At 47.7% G+C, this 15,753-nt stretch carries 20 protein-coding genes; all 20 read right to left on the reverse strand.

Annotated features, from left to right (window positions below; genetic code table 11):
* Positions 1–4: 4 nt before the first annotated feature.
* The 20 genes from rplE to rpoC all read right to left on the reverse strand — a co-directional run bounded on the left by rplE (position 5) and on the right by rpoC (position 15,744).
* Complete coding sequence (gene rplE / locus EVJ29_RS14230; protein WP_016508927.1) at positions 5–544, reverse strand: 50S ribosomal protein L5; 540 nt, start codon at positions 542–544, stop codon at positions 5–7.
* 32 nt (positions 545–576) lie between these two features.
* Positions 577–885, reverse strand: coding sequence for a 50S ribosomal protein L24 (gene rplX / locus EVJ29_RS14235; RefSeq protein WP_070329242.1), 309 nt, complete (start codon positions 883–885; stop codon positions 577–579).
* A 37-nt stretch (positions 886–922) separates the two neighbouring features.
* Positions 923–1,291 carry a 50S ribosomal protein L14 gene (rplN, locus tag EVJ29_RS14240; RefSeq protein ID WP_012727667.1) on the reverse strand — a complete coding sequence of 123 codons (369 nt, stop codon included), beginning with the start codon at positions 1,289–1,291 and terminating at the stop codon, positions 923–925.
* A 43-nt stretch (positions 1,292–1,334) separates the two neighbouring features.
* Positions 1,335–1,595, reverse strand: coding sequence for a 30S ribosomal protein S17 (gene rpsQ, locus EVJ29_RS14245; RefSeq protein ID WP_016508930.1), 261 nt, complete (start codon positions 1,593–1,595; stop codon positions 1,335–1,337).
* Positions 1,596–1,628: 33 nt separating this feature from the next.
* Positions 1,629–1,832 carry a 50S ribosomal protein L29 gene (gene rpmC / locus EVJ29_RS14250; RefSeq protein WP_016508900.1) on the reverse strand — a complete coding sequence of 68 codons (204 nt, stop codon included), beginning with the start codon at positions 1,830–1,832 and terminating at the stop codon, positions 1,629–1,631.
* Entirely contained in the window at positions 1,819–2,256 is a 438-nt protein-coding gene (gene rplP / locus EVJ29_RS14255; RefSeq protein WP_016508922.1) for a 50S ribosomal protein L16, read from the reverse strand. The genes rpmC and rplP overlap by 14 nt, the downstream gene beginning before the upstream one ends.
* A 32-nt stretch (positions 2,257–2,288) precedes the next feature.
* The gene (gene rpsC / locus EVJ29_RS14260) at positions 2,289–2,933 is read right to left on the reverse strand and encodes a 30S ribosomal protein S3 (RefSeq protein ID WP_035386108.1); all 645 of its coding nucleotides are present in this window, start codon (positions 2,931–2,933) and stop codon (positions 2,289–2,291) included.
* Between the two features lie 13 nt (positions 2,934–2,946).
* Positions 2,947–3,279 carry a 50S ribosomal protein L22 gene (gene rplV / locus EVJ29_RS14265; protein ID WP_021066609.1) on the reverse strand — a complete coding sequence of 111 codons (333 nt, stop codon included), beginning with the start codon at positions 3,277–3,279 and terminating at the stop codon, positions 2,947–2,949.
* A gap of 20 nt (positions 3,280–3,299) precedes the next feature.
* A complete protein-coding gene (gene rpsS, locus EVJ29_RS14270) occupies positions 3,300–3,575 on the reverse strand; it encodes a 30S ribosomal protein S19 (RefSeq protein WP_012727673.1) in 276 nt (91 codons plus the stop codon).
* Between the two features lie 66 nt (positions 3,576–3,641).
* Complete coding sequence (gene rplB, locus EVJ29_RS14275; protein ID WP_070329243.1) at positions 3,642–4,472, reverse strand: 50S ribosomal protein L2; 831 nt, start codon at positions 4,470–4,472, stop codon at positions 3,642–3,644.
* A 34-nt stretch (positions 4,473–4,506) separates the two neighbouring features.
* Positions 4,507–4,788 (reverse strand): 50S ribosomal protein L23, encoded by a 282-nt coding sequence (rplW, locus tag EVJ29_RS14280; RefSeq protein ID WP_024372184.1) that lies wholly within the window; start codon positions 4,786–4,788, stop codon positions 4,507–4,509.
* Positions 4,788–5,411 carry a 50S ribosomal protein L4 gene (gene rplD, locus EVJ29_RS14285; protein WP_070329244.1) on the reverse strand — a complete coding sequence of 208 codons (624 nt, stop codon included), beginning with the start codon at positions 5,409–5,411 and terminating at the stop codon, positions 4,788–4,790. The genes rplW and rplD overlap by 1 nt, the downstream gene beginning before the upstream one ends.
* 28 nt (positions 5,412–5,439) lie before the next feature.
* Positions 5,440–6,066, reverse strand: coding sequence for a 50S ribosomal protein L3 (gene rplC / locus EVJ29_RS14290; protein WP_016508913.1), 627 nt, complete (start codon positions 6,064–6,066; stop codon positions 5,440–5,442).
* Between the two features lie 61 nt (positions 6,067–6,127).
* A complete protein-coding gene (rpsJ, locus tag EVJ29_RS14295; RefSeq protein ID WP_016508894.1) occupies positions 6,128–6,436 on the reverse strand; it encodes a 30S ribosomal protein S10 in 309 nt (102 codons plus the stop codon).
* 380 nt (positions 6,437–6,816) lie between these two features.
* Positions 6,817–7,326: a hypothetical protein gene (locus tag EVJ29_RS14300; RefSeq protein ID WP_131505310.1), complete on the reverse strand. Its 510-nt coding sequence runs from the start codon at positions 7,324–7,326 to the stop codon at positions 6,817–6,819.
* 97 nt (positions 7,327–7,423) lie between these two features.
* On the reverse strand, positions 7,424–8,611 hold the full coding sequence (tuf, locus tag EVJ29_RS14305) for an elongation factor Tu (protein WP_070329246.1): 1,188 nt from the start codon (positions 8,609–8,611) through the stop codon (positions 7,424–7,426).
* 114 nt (positions 8,612–8,725) lie between these two features.
* Entirely contained in the window at positions 8,726–10,804 is a 2,079-nt protein-coding gene (gene fusA, locus EVJ29_RS14310) for an elongation factor G (RefSeq protein ID WP_070329247.1), read from the reverse strand.
* A 116-nt stretch (positions 10,805–10,920) separates the two neighbouring features.
* The gene (rpsG, locus tag EVJ29_RS14315) at positions 10,921–11,388 is read right to left on the reverse strand and encodes a 30S ribosomal protein S7 (RefSeq protein WP_016508928.1); all 468 of its coding nucleotides are present in this window, start codon (positions 11,386–11,388) and stop codon (positions 10,921–10,923) included.
* Between the two features lie 45 nt (positions 11,389–11,433).
* Entirely contained in the window at positions 11,434–11,856 is a 423-nt protein-coding gene (rpsL, locus tag EVJ29_RS14320) for a 30S ribosomal protein S12 (protein ID WP_012727683.1), read from the reverse strand.
* Positions 11,857–12,144: 288 nt separating this feature from the next.
* The gene (gene rpoC, locus EVJ29_RS14325; protein ID WP_070329248.1) at positions 12,145–15,744 is read right to left on the reverse strand and encodes a DNA-directed RNA polymerase subunit beta'; all 3,600 of its coding nucleotides are present in this window, start codon (positions 15,742–15,744) and stop codon (positions 12,145–12,147) included.
* Positions 15,745–15,753: the final 9 nt, after the last annotated feature.

Raw genomic sequence — 15,753 nt, forward strand, 5'->3', positions numbered from 1 at the left:
TTTATTATTTTTGGAATGGCATTCCGAGAAGTGTGAGCAATTCACGTGCTTCTTCGTCTGTGTTCGCTGTTGTAACAACAACGATATCCATACCGCGTACTTTAGTTACTTTATCGTAATCGATTTCAGGGAAAATAAGCTGCTCTTTCACACCAAGCGTGTAGTTACCGCGTCCGTCGAATGCTTTCTTCGATACACCGCGGAAGTCACGTACACGTGGAAGTGAAACAGTTACTAATTTGTCGAGGAAATCGTACATGCGCTCGCCACGAAGTGTTACTTTCGCACCGATCGGCATGCCCTCACGAAGTTTGAAACCAGCGATTGATTTCTTAGCCTTCGTTACGAGTGGTTTTTGACCTGAAAGAATTGATAATTCTTCCACTGCCATGTCAAGAGCTTTCGAGTTCGAAACAGCGTCACCTACACCCATGTTGATGACGATCTTGTCGACTTGTGGCACTTGCATAACCGAGTCATAGTTGAATTTATCCATCATCGCTTTCACGATGTCGCTTTTATACTTCTCTTGCAAACGGTTCATAGTCGAATGGACCTCCTTTCGTCACGTTGTTCTTATTTATCGAGTACTTCGCCCGATTTCGCGACACGAACTTTTTTACCATCGACTACTTGGAAACCAACGCGAGTTGGTTTGCCCGTTTTAGGGTCGATTGGCATGACGTTCGAGACGTGAATTGGTGCTTCGATTTCAAGGATACCGCCTTGTGGATTCGCTTGTGATGGTTTAGCGTGTTTTTTCATCACGTTAACCCCTTCAACGACTACGCGGTTCTTGCTTGGCATAGCTTTGAGGATAACCCCTTGCTTGCCTTTATCTTTACCAGACATTACCTGGACTGTATCGCCTTTTTTAACATGCATCGTTTTGCGCACCTCCTTATAGGATTGAAATTGGAAATTAAAGTACTTCCGGTGCCAACGAAACGATCTTCATGAATTCTTTTTCACGAAGTTCACGTGCAACTGGCCCGAAGATCCGAGTGCCGCGTGGGCTCTTGTCATCTTTGATGATGACTGCTGCGTTCTCATCGAAACGGATGTACGAACCATCTTTACGACGAGCGCCGCGTTTTGTACGAACGACAACTGCTCTGACAACGTCACCTTTTTTAACAACGCCACCTGGTGTTGCTTGTTTTACCGTCGCGACGATGATGTCACCGATGTTTGCAGTCTTACGACCTGAACCACCGAGGACTTTAATTGTCAACAGTTCACGCGCGCCAGAGTTGTCTGCTACTTTCAAGCGAGATTCTTGTTGAATCATGCGAGTGTACCTCCCTCCGGATGTTTATAGATCCGAACTGTTATTAGATGATTACTGATTCTTCTACTACTGTTACGAGACGGAAACGTTTGTCTTTAGAAAGCGGACGTGTTTCCGCGATGCGGACCACATCGCCTACTTTAGCGACATTGTTCTCATCGTGCGCTTTAAATTTCTTCGTGTAGTTTACACGTTTTCCATAAAGCTTATGACGTACTTTTGTTTCAACTGCAACGACGATCGTTTTGTCCATTTTGTCAGACACGACGCGTCCAGTGAGTACTTTACGCTTATTGCGTTCCATGAGTGTTACCTCCTCTTCAATAATCCGATTAGATTAGCCGTTGTTGATGCCGAGTTCGCGTTCACGAAGAATCGTTTTAGCACGCGCAATCGACTTGCGTACTTCACGGATACGAGCAGGATTCTCAAGCTGACCTGTAGCTAATTGGAAACGAAGGTTAAAGAGTTCTTCTTTCCACTCGCCTACTTTACCGTTGAGCTCTTCATTTGTTGATTGACGGAGATCAGTTGCTTTCATTCGTATCACCACCATTTTCTTCACGTTTCACGAACTTACATTTCACTGGAAGTTTGTGCGCTGCAAGGCGAAGTGCCTCACGTGCGACTTCCTCAGATACACCCGCGATTTCGAACATTACTTTACCAGGCTTAACTACAGCTACCCAGCCTTCTGGAGCACCTTTACCCGAACCCATTCGAACTTCGAGAGGCTTTTTAGTGTACGGCTTGTGTGGGAAGATCTTGATCCACACTTTACCGCCACGTTTCATATAACGTGTCATTGCGATACGTGCTGATTCGATTTGACGGTTTGTGATCCAGCTCGCTTCGAGCGATTGGAGACCGAATTCACCGAAATGTACTGTTGTGCCGCGTTTTGCATTTCCGCGCATTTTACCACGGTGTACACGACGATATTTCACGCGTTTAGGTAACAACATAGTGTGTTGCCTCCTTCCTGAAAGAGTGTTTATTATTTAGTGTTTTTTGTTGGAAGAACTTCTCCGTGGTAAAGCCATACTTTAATTCCGATTTTACCATAAGTTGTGTCAGCTTCAGCTGTTCCGTAGTCGATGTCGGCACGGATTGTATGAAGCGGAACTGATCCTTCTGAGTACTTCTCTGAACGAGCGATATCAGCGCCACCAAGACGACCAGAAACTTCTGTTTTGATCCCTTTGATGCCAGTGCGCATCGAACGTTGAATTGACTGTTTCATTGCACGACGGAATGACACACGGCCTTCCAATTGACGAGCGATGTTTTCAGCAACAAGCTTAGCGACTGCATCCGCGTTTTTCACTTCAACAACGTTGATGTGAACACGTTTGCCTTCAGCAAGCTTTGTGATATTTTTACGGAGTGACTCGATTTCCGAACCACCTTTACCGATGACCATACCTGGTTTCGCAGTGTGAAGCGAAATGTTTACGCGGTTTGCAGCGCGTTCGATTTCAACTTTAGCCACACTAGCATCCTTCATTTTGTTTTCGATGTATTCACGAATAACGTAGTCTTCATGAAGGAGATCTGCGTAGTCTTTCTCAGCGTACCAACGCGAATCCCAGTCTTTGATAACACCAACGCGAAAACCGTGCGGATTTACCTTTTGACCCACTACATATCCCTCCTTATTTCTCAGTTACCACGATGTGAATGTGGCTTGTGCGTTTGTTAATACGACTTGCGCGACCCATCGCACGTGGGCGGAAGCGTTTGAGTGTTGGACCTTCGTTGACGAAAATTTCAGATACAACAAGGTTCTCAATGTTCATATCGTAGTTGTGCTCTGCGTTAGCGATCGCTGATTTCAATACTTTTTCAACGATTGGCGACGCTGCCTTGTTCGTGTGAGCAAGGACAGAGAGCGCTTCGCCGACTTGTTTCCCGCGAATTAAGTCTACAACGAGACGTGCTTTGCGAGGAGCAAGACGGACCATATTAGCTGATGCTTTAGCTTGCATGGATTTGACCTCCCCTCAGATTACCGTTTCGTTTTCTTGTCTGATCCGTGACCTTTGTACGTGCGTGTTGGAGCGAATTCACCAAGTTTGTGACCGACCATGTCTTCTGTCACGAATACTGGTACGTGTTTACGACCATCGTGTACACCGAACGTGTGACCCATGAATTCTGGGAAGATTGTCGAGCGACGTGACCAAGTTTTGATGACTTGCTTCTCACCAGATTCGTTAAGTTTGTCAACTTTAGCGAGCAAATGGTGATCTGCGAATGGACCTTTTTTCAAGCTGCGACCCATGATAGAACCTCCCTTTGGAATGATTCGGGAACGGCTCTTTCGAACCGCCCAAGAATCATGTAATAATTATTTCTTACGACGACGAAGGATGTACATGTCGCTCGATTTGTTTTTCTTACGAGTTTTGTAACCAAGAGCTGGTTTACCCCAAGGAGTAAGTGGGCCCGAACGACCGATTGGCGCACGACCTTCACCACCACCGTGTGGGTGATCAACCGGGTTCATTACAGAACCACGTACTGTTGGGCGTTTGCCTAACCAACGTGAACGTCCTGCTTTACCGATGTTTACAAGTTCGTGTTCTTCGTTACCAACTGAACCGATTGTCGCGCGGCAAGTGCCGAGGAACAAACGTGATTCACCTGATTGAAGACGAACGATGACGTACTTGCCGTCACGTCCTTGGATTTGTGCCGATGCACCAGCCGCACGAACAAGCTGACCGCCTTTACCAGGCTTAAGCTCGATGTTGTGGATAGTAGTACCGACAGGGATGTTTACGAGTGGAAGAGCGTTCCCCACTTTGATATCCGCTTCAGGACCAGACATGATTTCCATGCCTACTTTGATGCCCTTAGGAGCGAGGATGTAACGTTTCTCACCATCTGCATAGTTGATGAGGGCGATGTTAGCTGAACGGTTTGGATCGTATTCGATCGTAGCAACGCGTCCGATGATAGCATCTTTGTTACGTTTGAAATCGATGATACGGTATTTACGTTTGTGCCCGCCACCTTGGTGACGTACAGTCAAACGACCTTGGTTGTTACGACCGCCTTTTTTCGAAAGCTTTTCAGTTAACGATTTCTCAGGACGGTTCGTTGTGATCTCTGCAAAGTCGAGAGATGTCATGTTACGGCGACCGTTAGTGGTCGGCTTAAACTTTTTAATTGCCATCGAGGATTCCCTCCTTTTCTTCTAAGGTAGTAAATTAACCGAGGAAGTCGATTGTGTTGCCTTCAGCAAGAGTTACGATCGCTTTTTTACGACGCGATGTGTAACCAGAGTGACGACCGACACGTTTCGCTTTCGGTTTCATGTTCATTGTGTTTACCGAAGCAACTTTCACGTTGAAAATTGTTTCGATAGCGTGCTTCACTTGTGATTTAGTCGCTTTAACTTCGATCTCGAAAACGTATTTGTTAGCTTCCATGAGGCTAACTGAACGCTCAGTGATGATCGGACGTTTGATGATATCGTATGCTTGAGCCATTATGCAAGCACCTCCTCTACCTTCGCAACCGCATCTTTAGTGAAGATGACTTTATCGTTAGCAATGAGGTCAAGAACGTTAACGCCCGCTGCCTCGATTACAGTCACTCCTGGGATGTTACGAGCTGCGAGAGCGATAGTCTCATTGTAGTCCGCTGTGACTACAAGAGCCTTACGTTCTACTGATAGGCCAAGAAGTACTGCGACCATATCTTTTGTTTTTGGTGCATCGAAAGCAAGGCCTTCGAGGACGATCATTTCGTTGTTTTGTACTTTCGACGACAAAGCCGAGAGAAGTGCAAGACGACGAACTTTTTTAGGAAGCTTGTAAGAGTATGAACGTGGAGTTGGACCGAAGACTGTTCCACCACCAACCCATTGTGGTGAGCGGATCGAACCTTGGCGCGCACGACCAGTTCCCTTTTGTTTCCATGGTTTACGGCCGCCACCGCGTACTTCCGAGCGACCTTTCGTATCGTGAGTACCTTGACGGCGTGATGCTTGTTGCATGACGATCGCGTCATAAAGTACTGATTCGTTTGGCTCGATACCGAAGATGGCTTCAGCCAATTCGATTTCGCCAACTTGTGAACCTGTTTGGTTTAGCAAAGCTACTTTAGGCATTCGTAATTCCTCCTTTCCGTGCAGTTAATTAGTTACCTTTGACAGCTGTCTTGATGATGACGTTCGATTTACGAGCGCCTGGGATTGCGCCTTTAACGAGTACAAGGCCGCGTTCCACGTCAACTTTGACAATTTCAAGGTTTTGAATCGTTTTACGCTCGCCACCCATTTGACCAGGAAGAAGCTTCCCTTTAAATACGCGGTTAGGCGCTACAGGACCCATTGAACCAGGGCGACGGTGGTAACGCGAACCGTGGGACATTGGTCCACGTGATTGTCCGTGACGCTTAATCGCACCTTGGAATCCTTTACCTTTTGAAGTACCTGTTACGTCCACTAATTCACCTGCAGCGAAAATGTCCGCCTTGATCTCTTGACCGATTTCGTATCCTTCTACTGAAGTACGAATTTCTTTCATGAAGCGCTTAGGTGTCGCGCTTGCTTTCGCAGCGTGACCTTTTGCCGGTTTGTTTTGACGTGATTCTTTGATGTCTCCAAAACCGAGTTGAACTGCTTCGTAACCGTCTGTTTCAAGTGTTTTAACTTGAAGCACGACGTTTCCTTCGACAGCAACTACTGTTACCGGTACGACTTCGCCTGCTTCGTTGAAGATTTGAGTCATACCAAGTTTTGTTCCTAAGATTCCTTTAGCCATGAGATACACCTCCTGTTTAATAATTATTGTCTCTTCTGGCTAGTATCTACTATATGAAGAATTAAAGTTTGATTTCGATGTCAACACCTGATGGTAATTCGAGACGCATAAGCGCATCAACCGTTTTTGGTGTTGGGTTAACGATGTCGATCAAGCGTTTGTGTGTACGCATTTCGAACTGTTCACGAGCATCTTTATACTTGTGGACCGCACGAAGGATCGTGTAGATCGATTTGTCAGTTGGAAGCGGGATTGGGCCCGAGACCTTCGCACCTGAACGTTTCGCAGTTTCAACGATTTTCTCAGCTGATTGATCGAGAACGCGATGGTCGTATGCTTTTAAGCGAATACGGATTTTTTCATTTGCCATGTAAGTTTCCCTCCTTTGTCGCCTACTTTTAAAAATAGACAGTTCTCAGCGGAAATTTCCACACCGGCCATGGCAAAGCTGCCTGGCGTGTCATAACCTCCCGCTTCATCGCAGCGTGCTTGTGTCAGCAGAGGCATCCGATCATTGCAAATCAACGATAGGACCCATTTTCTGCTGTAAAGTCTCTCACCACTCGCACAAACACTTAATCATTATATCGAATCTGCAAAACAAATGCAAGATTTGATTTTTTTCGATCGTGCCGGATGTCTGATGAGTTGTTCAACGTTCACTAATGTAACAAGATTCGAATCCTTTTGCAAGTTCTTTTCCTTCTTTTGTTGAACTATTTTTCAAAAGAAGGCCCATGCCAACTCTTCCTAGCGTTTCATATACTCTTTAAACTGCTCAGTGACGGCTTCGACGACCGATGCCGGAGCTCGTTTCAAACACGTTTGCACAATCGAGTTGTTGAACGGGTGCGTCATAAAGTATTCGTGCAGCTTGTCGACTTTCTCTTCCCGCCCCATCACTGAATAGAGGACGACCCACTCTTCAAGATGCATCCAACTCTCGTCCGGTTCAATGTAAGGATGCGTATAAATCCCGTCCGTGCAACGCATCCGAAAACTAGCCATCACGTCGATGTCCTGGCCTTCAAACGTATATTCGCCAAAGTACGTCGTCATATACTCGTCGTGCGGACCAGACTCTTCTTTTTTTCCGGCACGGCTGAGCACACGGTCAATCGTCTCGAACTGGTCAGGCTCAACGAATAGATCTAAGTCACGCGCCATCTCGACGATTCCGTGATGCTTGAGTAGACTTGACCCGCCAAAGCGGCAGGCAACGCCGTTCAACCGGCAAAGCGTCTCCACTTGCTTTTCCATCATCGATTCTCCTTCCTACAATCCTATCTCCTATCCTATCACTTCGTTTCAAAAAACAAAAAAGCAGCCCGCAAATGCGGACTGCTTAAGACATCGATTACTCGACGATTTCTGTTACCGAACCAGCACCTACAGTACGGCCACCCTCACGGATTGAGAAACGTGTTCCGTCTTCGATCGCGATTGTAGAAATCAATTCGATCGTCAACTCGATGTTGTCTCCTGGCATTACCATTTCAGTACCTTCTGGAAGGTGAACGATACCTGTTACGTCAGTTGTACGGAAGTAGAACTGCGGACGGTAGTTCGCGAAGAATGGCGTGTGACGGCCACCCTCTTCTTTAGAAAGAACGTAGATTGAAGCTTTGAATTTAGAGTGCGGAGTGATTGTACCTGGTTTAGCAAGTACTTGTCCACGCTCGATGTCTTCACGTGATACACCACGGAGAAGAGCACCGATGTTGTCGCCAGCTTCTGCATAGTCAAGAAGCTTACGGAACATCTCTACACCAGTACATACAGTTTTCTTAGTTTCTTCTGTAAGACCAACGATTTCAACTTCGTCGTTGACGCGGAGAATACCACGCTCAACACGACCAGTCGCTACAGTACCGCGACCAGTGATTGAGAATACGTCCTCAACTGGCATCATGAAGTCTTTGTCCGTGTCACGAACAGGCTCAGGGATGTACTCATCAACTGCGTTCATGAGTTCCATGATTTTTTCTTCCCATTGTGGTTCGCCGTTAAGCGCGCCAAGTGCTGAACCTTTGATTACAGGGAGGTCGTCGCCTGGGAAGTCATATTCAGAAAGAAGTTCACGGATTTCCATCTCAACGAGTTCGAGAAGCTCTTCGTCGTCAACCATGTCAACTTTGTTCATGAATACTACGATGAAAGGAACACCTACTTGACGTGAAAGAAGAATGTGCTCACGTGTTTGTGGCATTGGGCCATCTGTTGCCGAAACAACGAGGATCGCGCCGTCCATTTGTGCAGCACCAGTGATCATGTTTTTAACATAGTCAGCGTGACCTGGGCAGTCAACGTGTGCGTAGTGGCGTTTTTCAGTTTCGTACTCGATGTGAGCTGTTGCGATTGTGATACCGCGCTCGCGCTCTTCTGGAGCACCATCGATTGCGTCAAACTTTGTAGCTGTTTTCCCTTGTGCTTTTGAAAGTACAGCTGAAATCGCTGCAGTCAAAGTTGTTTTACCGTGGTCGACGTGGCCAATTGTACCAACGTTAACGTGCGGTTTAGAACGGTCGAATTTTTCTTTACCCATTCTAGATTCCTCCTCTATAGACAATTAATTTTTTATTTAACTAGGAAGACGTAGGCTACTTTTAACATACGTCCTCCTTAGCTTACAACAATCATTTCAGCGTTACAACCGTTATTAGCCGTTCGCTTTTTTGATGATTTCTTCTGCAATTGACTTCGGTACTTCTTCGTAGTGGTCGAAGTGCATCGAGTACGTTCCACGTCCTTGCGTACGTGAACGGAGTGACGTTGCATATCCGAACATTTCCGAAAGTGGAATCATCGCTTTAACGACTTGTGCGTTACCGCGAGCTTCCATACCTTCTACGCGTCCACGGCGTGACGTGACGTCACCCATGATGTCTCCCAAGTATTCTTCTGGGATGACAACTTCAACACGCATCATTGGCTCAAGGATGACAGCTTTCGCTTGTTCCTTAAGTTGTTTTACCGCCATCGAAGCAGCAACTTTAAACGCCATCTCGTTCGAGTCGACATCGTGGTACGATCCGAAGACGAGGGCAGCTTTAACGTCAACTACTGGGTAACCAGCGAGGATACCGTTTTCGAGAGCTTCTTGAATACCGTTTTGAACAGCTGGTACGTATTCACGTGGAACAACACCACCGACGATCTTGTTCTCAAATTCGAATCCAGCACCTTCTACGTTAGGTTCGAATTCAACGACAACGTGACCGTACTGACCGCGTCCACCCGATTGACGTACGAATTTCGAATCGATCTTCGCAGCGCTACGGATTGTCTCACGGTAAGCAACTTGTGGTGCACCGACGTTTGCTTCGACTTTGAATTCGCGACGCATACGGTCAACGAGGATATCAAGGTGAAGCTCACCCATACCAGAGATGATCGTTTGACCAGTCTCTTGGTTTGTTTCAGTGCGGAAAGTTGGATCCTCTTCTGCGAGTTTCGCGAGGGCTTGACCCATCTTGTCTTGGTCTGCTTTCGATTTAGGCTCGATTGCGACCGAGATAACCGGTTCTGGGAATGTCATTGACTCGAGAACGACGTTGTCTTTCTCTGAGCAAAGTGTGTCACCAGTCGTTGTATCTTTAAGACCAACAGCAGCGGCGATGTCACCAGAAAATACCATTGGAATTTCTTCACGGCTGTTTGCATGCATTTGAAGGATACGACCGAGACGCTCGCGCTTCCCTTTAGTCGAGTTCTTCACATACGAACCAGCTTGTGCTGTACCAGAGTACACACGGAAGAATGTCAATTTACCGACGTAAGGGTCAGTCATGACTTTGAACGCAAGTGCCGAGAACGGCGCTTCGTCAGAAGGTTCACGCGTGATTTCTTCTTCTGTATCGAGGTTGATTCCTTTGATTGACTCGACATCAACTGGTGATGGGAGGTAATCAACAACAGCGTCCAACATCAATTGAACACCTTTGTTTTTAAAGGCCGAACCTACAAGTACAGGGTAGAATTCAACGCTAAGTGTTGCTTGACGAATACCAGCTTTGAGTTCTTCGATTGAGATTTCTTCGCCTTCGAGGTATTTCATCATCAAATCTTCGTTGTAATCCGCAACGCCTTCGATCAAGCGACCACGAAGTTCTTCAGCTTGGTCAGCCATATCAGCTGGGAAGCCTTCTGTTACTTCGATGTCAGTACCGAGGTCGTTCGAGTACATGTATGTCTTTCTTTCGACGAGGTCGATGATTCCTTTGAATTCATCTTCTGCGCCGATTGGAAGTTGGATTGGGTGTGCGTTAGCGTGTAAACGTTCGTGAAGTGTTTTCACCGAGTACATGAAGTCCGCACCAATCTTATCCATCTTGTTGACGAATACGACACGTGGAACACCGTATGTTGTCGCTTGACGCCATACAGTTTCTGTTTGTGGTTCAACACCTGACTGAGCGTCAAGTACAGCAACTGCGCCATCAAGTACACGGAGTGAACGTTCAACTTCAACTGTGAAGTCTACGTGTCCAGGTGTATCGATGATGTTTACACGGTGGCCATTCCACTGTGCAGTCGTCGCTGCAGAAGTGATCGTGATTCCACGCTCTTGCTCCTGCTCCATCCAGTCCATTTGTGAAGCTCCTTCATGAGTTTCACCAATCTTGTGGATACGACCTGTGTAATAAAGAATACGTTCAGTTGTAGTCGTTTTACCGGCATCGATGTGAGCCATGATCCCGATGTTACGAGTATTCTTTAGGGAGAATTCTCTTGCCATACTGGGTATTCTCCTTCCGCATGTGTTTTTCGTGTGCTGGCACACGATATGATTATACCCGAAAGCCACTCCATTAAGCCACCGCTTGGTGACGTGGAGTGGTCTTTACGTTTAACTTACCAACGATAGTGAGCAAACGCTTTGTTCGCTTCTGCCATCTTATGCATGTCTTCGCGTCTCTTAACAGAAGCACCAGTGTTATTGGCTGCATCCATGATTTCATTCGCGATACGTTGCTCCATCGTCTTCTCGTTGCGGAGACGAGCGTAGTTCACGAGGTAACGAAGACCAAGTGTCGTACGGCGTTCTGGACGAACTTCAACAGGAACTTGGTAGTTTGCTCCACCTACACGGCGAGCTTTAACTTCAAGTACAGGCATGATGTTTGTCATTGCTTCTTCGAACACTTCCATAGGCTCTTTGCCTGAGCGTTCAGCGATGAGACCAAATGCGTTGTAAATGATAGTTTGAGCTGTACCTTTTTTACCGTCTAACATGACACGGTTAATGAGGCGAGTTACCAATTTCGAGTTGTAGATCGGATCTGCGATAACGTCACGACGTTCTGCACGGTTTTTACGCATCCGAGTACCCTCCTTTCAAAATTTCAGTAGTTTAGTTTGCGAGAATTACTTCTTCGCAGCTTTCGGACGTTTCGTACCGTATTTAGAACGGCCTTGCATACGTCCGTCCACACCTGCAGTGTCAAGTGCACCACGAACGATGTGGTAACGTACTCCTGGTAAGTCTTTTACACGTCCTCCGCGGATAAGAACAACGCTGTGCTCTTGAAGGTTGTGGCCAATACCTGGAATGTACGCAGTCACTTCGATTTGGTTAGTCAAACGAACACGGGCATACTTACGTAAAGCCGAGTTCGGTTTCTTCGGAGTCATTGTACCAACACGTGTACAAACACCACGTTTTTGTGGTGAGCTCACGTTTGTTTGTGACTTGATGAAACTGTTGTAACCTTTGTTAAGTGCTGGAGAGTCAGATTTAACGACTTTCGATTTGCGTCCTTTACGGACTAACTGGTTGATAGTAGGCATCTTTGAAGATCCTCCCTTCCTGAATTATGCTATTTTCTAGACCCACCGACCCGGGTGGTTCATTTAAGGTCATAACGAAACGCTTTTACGAGGCGTAGGCATTCCATGACCTCGCAAAAACGTGAGTTATACCTTGAAAGTGGCAATAATAGCAGCCAAACCTTTCCGTAGAAAGATCGGTTAACGTCCAAGTAGCTTGCCGACTGCTGGACACCATTGTCATCGACAACAACCGATTGGCGGCACTAAATCATAGTAGCACCGCCAAAGAGTGCTGTCAAGACGTTTTTACTCGACGTTCGCGTCTTCGAGGACGGCTTTCGACGCATCTTCTTTAAGTTTAACGTCACGGTATACCGGCATCCCTGTACCAGCTGGCACGAGTTTACCGATGATGACGTTCTCTTTGAGTCCGAGAAGATAGTCGCGTTTGCCTTTGATGGCAGCGTCTGTCAACACGCGAGTCGTTTCTTGGAACGAAGCGGCCGAGAGGAACGAATCTGTCTCAAGCGACGCTTTCGTGATTCCGAGAAGGACCGGTTTCGCCGTTGCTGGGCTCTTACCTACGCGAAGTACGTCTTTACACGCTTCTTTGAAGACGCCGATATCGACGAGTGAACCAGGGAGAAGTGGCGTGTCACCTGACTCGATGACTTTGACGCGACGAAGCATTTGGCGAACCATGACTTCGACGTGTTTGTCGCCGATTTCTACCCCTTGCATCCGGTATACTTTTTGAACTTCTTGAAGAAGATAGTTTTGGACACCAGACACACCACGGACGGTGAGCAATTCTTTCGGATCGATCGAACCTTCCGTGAAGACTTCCCCGGCATCTACCGTGTCGCCGATCTGAACGCGTAAACGCGCTCCGAACGGAATCGTGTACGTACGAGTCTCACTGAGTCCTTCGACCGTGAGTTCCCGCTTGTCACGCGACTCGGTAAAGTCGATGACCGTACCAGGAATTTCCGAGATGACCGCTTGCCCTTTCGGGTTACGAGCCTCGAATACCTCTTGGATACGTGGAAGACCTTGCGTGATATCATCTCCGGCTACCCCACCTGTGTGGAAGGTACGCATTGTAAGCTGCGTTCCTGGCTCACCGATTGATTGCGCGGCGATGATTCCGACTGCTTCGCCAACTTCAACGTTCGAGCCGGTCGCCAAGTTGCGGCCGTAGCACTTCTTACATACGCCGTGTGACGTGTTACATGTGAAGGCTGTACGGATTTCAACTCGTTCGATACCAGCGTCGACGATGTCGCGGGCGATATCTTCTGTGATCAATTGGTTCTTCTCAATCATGACTTCACCCGTTTCCGGATGTGCCACTGTCTCGAACGCTGTACGGCCGACGAGGCGGTCATACAAGTTTTCGATTTCTTCCGTGCCTTCGCGGAGAGCGGCAACGCGGATTCCGCGGTCCGTTCCACAATCTTCTTCACGGATGATGACATCTTGGGCAACGTCGACGAGACGACGCGTCAAGTAACCTGAGTCAGCCGTTTTAAGGGCTGTATCGGCAAGACCTTTACGCGCACCGTGCGTCGAGATGAAGTATTCTTGAACCGTCAGTCCCTCACGGAACGACGATTTGATTGGAAGTTCGATGATGCGGCCAGATGGAGCGGCCATCAAACCACGCATCCCTGCGAGCTGCGTGAAGTTGGACGCGTTACCACGGGCACCTGAGTCAGACATCATGAAGATCGGGTTCAAGCGGTTGAGGGATTTCATCAATCGCGATTGAATCTCGTCCTTCGCTTCGTTCCAAGAGCGTACAACGCGCTCGTAACGCTCATCTTCAGTGATGAGACCACGACGGAACGACTTCATGATTTGGTCGACTTGAGTTTGCGCTTCATCAAGGATTTCTTGTTTGTCCGGAAGAACGATGATATCGGCGATTCCGACCGTCACACCCGCTTTAGTCGAGTGTTTGAAGCCGAGATCTTTCATCCGGTCAAGCATGCGGCTCGTTTCAGTCGTTTCAAACTTCTGGAACACTTCCGCGATGACTTTACCAAGGAATCCTTTTTTGAACGGTTCGATGAGTGGACGTGCGGCAATTTCTTCCGCGACGTTGGCACCTTTTTCGATGAAGTACTTATCAGGCGTTGCTTCCTGCAAGTTTTCCATCGTCGGTTCGTTCAAGTATGGGAACGTGTTCGGCAAGATCTCGTTAAAGATCATCTTACCGACTGTCGTGATTAACATTTTCTCATTTTGCTCCGCTGTGAACGTCGGGTTGTTGAGCGTACGTGCTGGAAGGGCGACACGTGTATGCAAGTGGACGTATCCATTTTGATACGCGATGAGCGCTTCGTTGACGTTCGACAAAATTTTCCCTTGTCCGATGGCATCGTCGCGTTCAAGCGAGATGTAGTAGTTACCGAGGACCATATCCTGCGATGGTGTAACAACTGGTTTACCATCTTTCGGGTTCAAGATGTTCTGTGCAGCGAGCATGAGGAGACGAGCTTCTGCTTGCGCTTCGGCTGAAAGTGGTACGTGGACCGCCATTTGGTCACCATCAAAGTCGGCGTTGTAAGCCGTACATACGAGTGGGTGTAGACGAATCGCACGGCCCTCGACGAGAATCGGTTCGAAAGCTTGAATCCCTAGACGGTGAAGTGTAGGGGCACGGTTCAAGAGAACCGGATGCTCACGAATGACTTCTTCGAGGACGCCCCAGATTTCTGGTTGCATCTTCTCAATTTTGCGTTTGGCGTTCTTGATGTTCGACGCGATTCCGCGACCGACAAGTTCTTTCATCACGAACGGTTTGAAGAGTTCAAGGGCCATCTCTTTCGGGAGACCACATTGGAACATCTTCAAGTTCGGTCCAACGACGATAACCGAACGTCCTGAGTAGTCGACCCGTTTACCAAGAAGGTTTTGACGGAAACGACCTTGTTTCCCTTTCAACATATGTGAAAGCGACTTAAGTGGACGGTTACCTGGACCTGTTACCGGACGACCACGACGACCGTTGTCGATGAGGGCGTCAACCGCTTCTTGAAGCATACGCTTCTCGTTTTGCACGATGATGTTCGGCGCGCCGAGATCGAGCAAACGTTTGAGACGGTTGTTACGGTTGATGACTCGACGATATAAATCGTTCAAGTCAGAAGTCGCAAAGCGCCCACCGTCGAGCTGCACCATCGGGCGAAGCTCAGGTGGAATGACAGGAAGTACTTCGAGGATCATCCAATCTGGATCATTCCCCGACGTGAAGAACGCATCGAGCACTTCAAGACGTTTGATCGCACGTGTACGACGTTGGCCTTGAACTGTCTTCAATTCTTCGCGGAGTTCTCCGACTTCCTTCTCGAGTTGTACGTCTTGAAGGAGTGTCCGGATCGCTTCCGCACCCATGTCTGCTTTAAAGTCACTACCGTACTTCTCACGGTAGAGACGGAATTCTTTTTCCGAGAGAAGTTGTTTCTTCTCGAGCGGAGTGTCACCTGGTTCTGTCACGACGTACGACGCGAAGTAGATTACTTCTTCGAGCGCACGCGGTGACATATCGAGAACAAGCCCCATTCGACTTGGAATCCCTTTGAAGTACCAGATGTGCGAAACCGGAGCCGCGAGCTCGATGTGGCCCATACGTTCGCGACGCACTTTCGCTTTCGTCACTTCAACGCCACAGCGGTCACAAATGACTCCTTTATATCGGATTCGTTTGTATTTCCCGCAGTAACATTCCCAGTCTTTCGTAGGACCGAAGATTCGTTCACAGAACAGTCCGTCCTTCTCTGGTTTGAGTGTACGATAGTTGATTGTTTCCGGCTTTTTGACTTCCCCGTAAGACCACGAACGGATCTTTTCGGGTGAAGCCAAGCCGATTTTCATATATTCAAATCGATTAACATCTACCAAGGGGCCGAC

It is taken from the genome of Exiguobacterium sp. SH4S7 (assembly GCF_004336795.1).
GTDB lineage: Bacteria > Bacillota > Bacilli > Exiguobacteriales > Exiguobacteriaceae > Exiguobacterium > Exiguobacterium aurantiacum_A.

Coding starts and splice junctions, on each gene's coding strand:
- rplE (WP_016508927.1), bottom strand. CDS start 544: ATGAACCGTTTGCAAGAGAAGTATAAAAGCGACATCGTGAAAGCGATG.
- rplX (WP_070329242.1), bottom strand. CDS start 885: ATGCATGTTAAAAAAGGCGATACAGTCCAGGTAATGTCTGGTAAAGAT.
- rplN (WP_012727667.1), bottom strand. CDS start 1,291: ATGATTCAACAAGAATCTCGCTTGAAAGTAGCAGACAACTCTGGCGCG.
- rpsQ (WP_016508930.1), bottom strand. CDS start 1,595: ATGGAACGCAATAAGCGTAAAGTACTCACTGGACGCGTCGTGTCTGAC.
- rpmC (WP_016508900.1), bottom strand. CDS start 1,832: ATGAAAGCAACTGATCTCCGTCAATCAACAAATGAAGAGCTCAACGGT.
- rplP (WP_016508922.1), bottom strand. CDS start 2,256: ATGTTGTTACCTAAACGCGTGAAATATCGTCGTGTACACCGTGGTAAA.
- rplV (WP_021066609.1), bottom strand. CDS start 3,279: ATGCAAGCTAAAGCATCAGCTAATATGGTCCGTCTTGCTCCTCGCAAA.
- rpsS (WP_012727673.1), bottom strand. CDS start 3,575: ATGGGTCGCAGCTTGAAAAAAGGTCCATTCGCAGATCACCATTTGCTC.
- rplB (WP_070329243.1), bottom strand. CDS start 4,472: ATGGCAATTAAAAAGTTTAAGCCGACCACTAACGGTCGCCGTAACATG.
- rplW (WP_024372184.1), bottom strand. CDS start 4,788: ATGGCTCAAGCATACGATATCATCAAACGTCCGATCATCACTGAGCGT.
- rplD (WP_070329244.1), bottom strand. CDS start 5,411: ATGCCTAAAGTAGCTTTGCTAAACCAAACAGGTTCACAAGTTGGCGAA.
- rplC (WP_016508913.1), bottom strand. CDS start 6,066: ATGGCTAAAGGAATCTTAGGAACAAAACTTGGTATGACTCAAATCTTC.
- rpsJ (WP_016508894.1), bottom strand. CDS start 6,436: ATGGCAAATGAAAAAATCCGTATTCGCTTAAAAGCATACGACCATCGC.
- EVJ29_RS14300 (WP_131505310.1), bottom strand. CDS start 7,326: ATGGAAAAGCAAGTGGAGACGCTTTGCCGGTTGAACGGCGTTGCCTGC.
- tuf (WP_070329246.1), bottom strand. CDS start 8,611: ATGGGTAAAGAAAAATTCGACCGTTCTAAACCGCACGTTAACGTTGGT.
- fusA (WP_070329247.1), bottom strand. CDS start 10,804: ATGGCAAGAGAATTCTCCCTAAAGAATACTCGTAACATCGGGATCATG.
- rpsG (WP_016508928.1), bottom strand. CDS start 11,388: ATGCGTAAAAACCGTGCAGAACGTCGTGACGTTATCGCAGATCCGATC.
- rpsL (WP_012727683.1), bottom strand. CDS start 11,856: ATGCCTACTATCAACCAGTTAGTCCGTAAAGGACGCAAATCGAAAGTC.